Source organism: Streptomyces sp. YS-3, from assembly GCF_045257485.1.
Lineage (GTDB): Bacteria > Actinomycetota > Actinomycetes > Streptomycetales > Streptomycetaceae > Streptomyces.
The window spans coordinates 1-4,651 of sequence record NZ_JBJHPC010000561.1; the positions used below are offsets into that span (position 1 = coordinate 1).

At 69.4% G+C, this 4,651-nt stretch carries 4 protein-coding genes; all 4 read right to left on the minus strand.

The features are described from left to right. On the minus strand, window positions 1-529 hold a 529-nt coding region (locus ACJA3G_RS30685; protein WP_406556302.1), incomplete at its 3' end, for a hypothetical protein. Beyond that, window positions 526-1,029 carry an acyl-CoA thioesterase gene (locus ACJA3G_RS30690; RefSeq protein ID WP_406556303.1) on the minus strand — a complete coding sequence of 168 codons (504 nt, stop codon included), beginning with the start codon at window positions 1,027-1,029 and terminating at the stop codon, window positions 526-528. The genes ACJA3G_RS30685 and ACJA3G_RS30690, both read right to left, overlap by 4 nt. A gap of 5 nt (window positions 1,030-1,034) precedes the next feature. Further along, window positions 1,035-2,699, minus strand: a complete 1,665-nt coding sequence (ettA, locus tag ACJA3G_RS30695) for an energy-dependent translational throttle protein EttA (RefSeq protein WP_406556304.1) — start codon at window positions 2,697-2,699, stop codon at window positions 1,035-1,037. A gap of 188 nt (window positions 2,700-2,887) precedes the next feature. Beyond that, window positions 2,888-4,273, minus strand: coding sequence for an LAETG motif-containing sortase-dependent surface protein (locus ACJA3G_RS30700; protein ID WP_406556305.1), 1,386 nt, complete (start codon window positions 4,271-4,273; stop codon window positions 2,888-2,890). Window positions 4,274-4,651: the final 378 nt, after the last annotated feature.

Here is a 4,651-nt window from a genome sequence, read left to right on the forward strand (position 1 = left end):
ACCCCAGGGACTGCGCCGCGTGCACGACCCGCAGCGGCACCCCCGTCTCCCCCAGCGTCCGCGACCAGATCTCGCGCCCGATCCGTTCCCGCTCGGCCCGCGTACGCGACTGCTCCGGCAGCGCCTCGTCCCGGGCCCGGAACTCCGCCACCGCCGCCCCGACCGCGCCGCGCATCTCCTCGGCGGAGGGCAGTCCGGGCAGCCGGCGCCAGCCGCCGCGCGGCGGCAGTACCCCGGCCCAGGGCGGCCCGGTCACCGCGGACGGGACGACCACCGCGGACGCGGGCTCGTCGAGTGCCTCCAGGAGTTCACCCGCCGACACGGTGACATCGAGCTCCACCACCGCGTCCAGCCGCACCGTACGAATCGCCAGCACCTCGAACGCCGGCGGGCGCCCGAACACCGCCAGCGCACCGCTCCCGGCCTGCAGCCGCACGGCCGCCGACCGGTCGTAGTGGATCAGCCGGGCCAGGAAGGCGGCGAGATCCGCCACCTCCCCGGCGTCGGCGAAACCCAGCTTCACGGTCATGCCGCGGCCCGCTCCGACCCCGCAGAACCCGCGGAACCCGCAGAGCCCGCGGAACCCGCAGCCCCGGACCGCGCCTGCTTCCCCGCACCGGCCGGCCCCTCGACGTACTCCTGGAGGAACGCCTTCTCCTCCGCGGAGATCCGCCGGGGCCGCCCGGCCGCCAGGTCGTACGGCACCACGACCGTGGACGCCCGCACATACACCTGCTCGGGGTCCTTGATCTCGTACGCGATCGTCAGCGACGCCGCGCCGATCTTCGTGACCCACGACTCGATGGTCACCGGCGCGTGCCGGTGCACCAGCGGCCGTACGTAGTCGATCTCGTGCCGGGCCACCACGGACCCGCCCGAGAACGACGGCGAGCCGTCCCCCGGCGCCAGCCGGAACATGAAGTCGATACGGGCCTCTTCCAGGTAACGGACGAAGACCGCGTTGTTGACGTGCCCGAAGGCGTCCATGTCCGACCAGCGGAGCGGGCAGCTGTAGATGTGGCGAGCCAAGAAAATCAGCCCCGGGTGAGCTTCTTGTAGGTGGCGCGGTGCGGACGCGCCGCGTCGGCCCCGAGCCGCTCGATCTTGTTCTTCTCGTACGACTCGAAGTTGCCCTCGAACCAGTACCACTTCGAGTCGCCCTCGTACGCCAGGATGTGCGTCGCGACCCGGTCCAGGAACCAGCGGTCGTGGGAGATCACGACAGCGGCACCCGGGAACTCCAGGAGCGCGTTCTCCAGCGAGGAGAGCGTCTCGACGTCGAGGTCGTTGGTGGGCTCGTCGAGGAGCAGCAGGTTGCCGCCCTCCTTGAGCGTCAGCGCCAGGTTGAGGCGGTTGCGCTCACCACCGGAGAGCACCCCGGCCGGCTTCTGCTGGTCCGGGCCCTTGAAGCCGAACGCGCTGACGTACGCGCGCGAGGGCATCTCGACCTGACCGACGTTGATGTAGTCGAGCTCGTCCGACACCACGGCCCAGAGGGTCTTCTTGGGGTCGATGTTGGCGCGGCTCTGGTCGACGTACGAGATCTTGACGGTCTCGCCGACCCGGATGGAGCCGGAGTCGGGGGTCTCCAGGCCCTGGATCATCTTGAACAGCGTGGTCTTGCCCGCGCCGTTCGGACCGATGACGCCCACGATGCCGTTGCGCGGCAGCGTGAACGACAGGTCGTCGATGAGGACCTTGTCGCCGAAGGCCTTGGAGAGGTTCGCGACCTCGACGACGATCGAGCCCAGACGCGGGCCCGGCGGGATCTGGATCTCCTCGAAGTCCAGCTTCCGCATCTTGTCGGCCTCGGCCGCCATCTCCTCGTAACGGGCGAGGCGCGCCTTGGACTTGGTCTGCCGGCCCTTGGCGTTGGAGCGGACCCACTCCAGCTCTTCCTTGAGCCGCTTGGCGCGCTTCTCGTCCTTGCGGCCCTCGACCTTGAGGCGGGACGCCTTCTTGTCGAGGTACGTGGAGTAGTTGCCCTCGTACGGGATCGCCCGGCCGCGGTCGAGCTCCAGGATCCACTCGGCGACGTTGTTCAGGAAGTACCGGTCGTGGGTGACCGCGACGACGGCGCCCGGGTACTTCGAGAGGTGCTGCTCCAGCCAGTTCACCGACTCGGCGTCGAGGTGGTTGGTGGGCTCGTCGAGGAGGAGCAGGTCGGGCGCCTCGATCAGCAGCTTGCAGAGCGCCACACGGCGCTTCTCGCCACCGGAGAGGTTGACCACGGGCCAGTCGCCGGGCGGGCAGCCCAGCGCGTCCATGGCCTGCTCCAGCTGGGCGTCGAGGTCCCAGGCGTTGGCGTGGTCGAGGTCCTCCTGGAGCTTGCCCATCTCCTCGAGGAGCGCGTCGGAGTAGTCCGTCGCCATGAGCTCGGCGACCTCGTTGAAGCGCCTGAGCTTGCCCATGATCTCGGCGGCGCCGTCCTGCACGTTCTCCAGGACCGTCTTCGTCTCGTCCAGCTGCGGCTCCTGCATCAGGATGCCGACGCTGTAGCCGGGCGACAGGAAGGCGTCACCGTTGGAGGGCTGCTCAAGGCCCGCCATGATCTTGAGGACGGTGGACTTACCGGCACCGTTGGGACCGACCACACCGATCTTCGCGCCGGGCAGGAAGCTCAGCGTGACGTCGTCAAGGATCACCTTGTCGCCGTGCGCCTTGCGCGTCTTGCGCATGGTGTAGATGTACTCAGCCAAGAGAAACCGTCCGGCAGTGTGAATCGGGCTGTGGGCAGATACACCCCATCTTGCCGTACCGCCACCCCCTGGCGGAAACGGGTACTTCCGCGGGGACGCCAGTGGCCCCGGTGTGCCTGCGCTCACCGGGGCCACTGTCACGAGGTGGTCACTCCGAGTCCACGGTCACGTGGCTCGGAGCCGCGGGGTCAGTGCCCGGCGGTCCCGGCCTTCTTGCGGCGGAGGAAGAACACCGCGCCGCCGCCTATGGCGACCAGGGCGACAGCGACGCCCGCGATCATCGGCGTGGAGCTGGAGGAACCCGTCTCGGCGAGGTCACCACCGGTGGTGGAGCCGGACGAGGTGCCGCCCGCGGAGGCGGGGCTGGGCTGCGACGACGGCTTGGTGGTGCTGGGGGTGCCGGCGGTCTTGCAGTCCAGGACGCCCTTGAACTCCTGCTTGAAGCCGTTCGGGCCGGTGATCACGAAGTCGTAGGCCTGGTCCTCGGCGACCGGCACGGTGATCGTCTTCGACTTGCCGGCGTCGATCGTGTACGAGAAGCCGGCGAGCTTGAAGGTGAACGCCTCGTCGCCCTTGTTGGTCGCCGTGACGTCTACGCCGCCCTTGGCGCAGTTCTTCGCGGCCGTCAGGGCCGGAATGGCGCCCTGCTTGGCCCAGGTCGCCTTGGCGACCGCGGTCACCGTGGAGTCGCTGGAGCCGGCGAGGATCTGCGTCTGGCTCTTGGACTCACTGGCGAACGCGCGGCCGACCGGCACCTGGGTGGTGGCCTGGACGGTCAGCGAGCCGGAGCCCGGCTGGGCGCCCGCGGGCACGTCGAAGTAGAGCTGGGTGCCGTTCTTGGCGACCGCGGCGGCCTTGCCGCCCTTGTCGAGGACCTTGACGCCCGCGGCCTTGAGCTCCTCGGACGGGGTCACCGTGACCTTGTCGGCGTTGGTGTGGACGGTCACCGGGCCGAGCTTGGAGCCCGCCTTGCCGGAGACGGCCGGGTTGTCGAGGGTCAGCGACGCCTTGGGCTCGGCGACGTTCTTCGCGGACTTGGTCAGCCAGTCCGCTAGGTCCTTGGCCTGCGCGTCCACCGCGTCGACCTGGGCGTGGTCCGAGTAGCGCCAGATGGCGACCTGGGTGGCCGCGGCGGCCGTGCCATTGGTCAGCTGGCCCTTGAGGCCGGCCGACTTGGCGAGCGCCGTCAGGTCGTTCACCTGCGGGTACGAGTGCTCGAGGATCCAGCGGATCTTGCCCGCGTCGGGGTTGCCGCTCAGCGAGGTGCCGCTCCAGGGGGTCTCCTGGTACTTCGCGGCGGGCTGGGTCGGGTTGTGGATGTCGATGCAGTACGTACGCAGCGTGCCGCCGCCGTCGACGACCATCTGGAAGAGGCCGGCCGAGACCGGGCGGTCGCCGCCCTGCTGGTGGATGACGGCCTTGCCGGAGGCGTCCGGGTCCAGGCCCTTGATGGTGGCGACCGCGCCACCCTGGTGCTGCTGGCCGGGCGTGTCGGCGATCGCCGTGCCCGCCCCGGCTATGGCGCCGCCGGCGACCAGACCCGAGACGGCGACAGCGGCGGCGACGCGTGCCACGCCGCGCTTGCGTACAGACTTGGGTACAGAAAGCCCGTGAACGACTGAAAACACAGAATTCCCCTTCGGGCGAGGAGCTTTCGCGTACGTGCGCGTGGGGGAAGTGCCTCGCCTGCTGACTCAAGTGCCCCGTGAGTAACGGAAATCCTATGGAGATCGGGCGCCCTGATCCCCTGTCATGCGATCAGATAACCATTCCGAATCGGAATCGTTATCGCCGTTACCCGTCCCCACCTGGGGTTATCGACAAATCTCCAGTGCGGAAACGGACTTTCAGGGCGCCGCGGCGGCTGCGGCGCGCGGCTTCGCGGAGGCCGCTTCACGCCCCCCACCTGGGCTTTCACCTACCCGGTCGGCACTCACCCCCTCCGCCCCGTC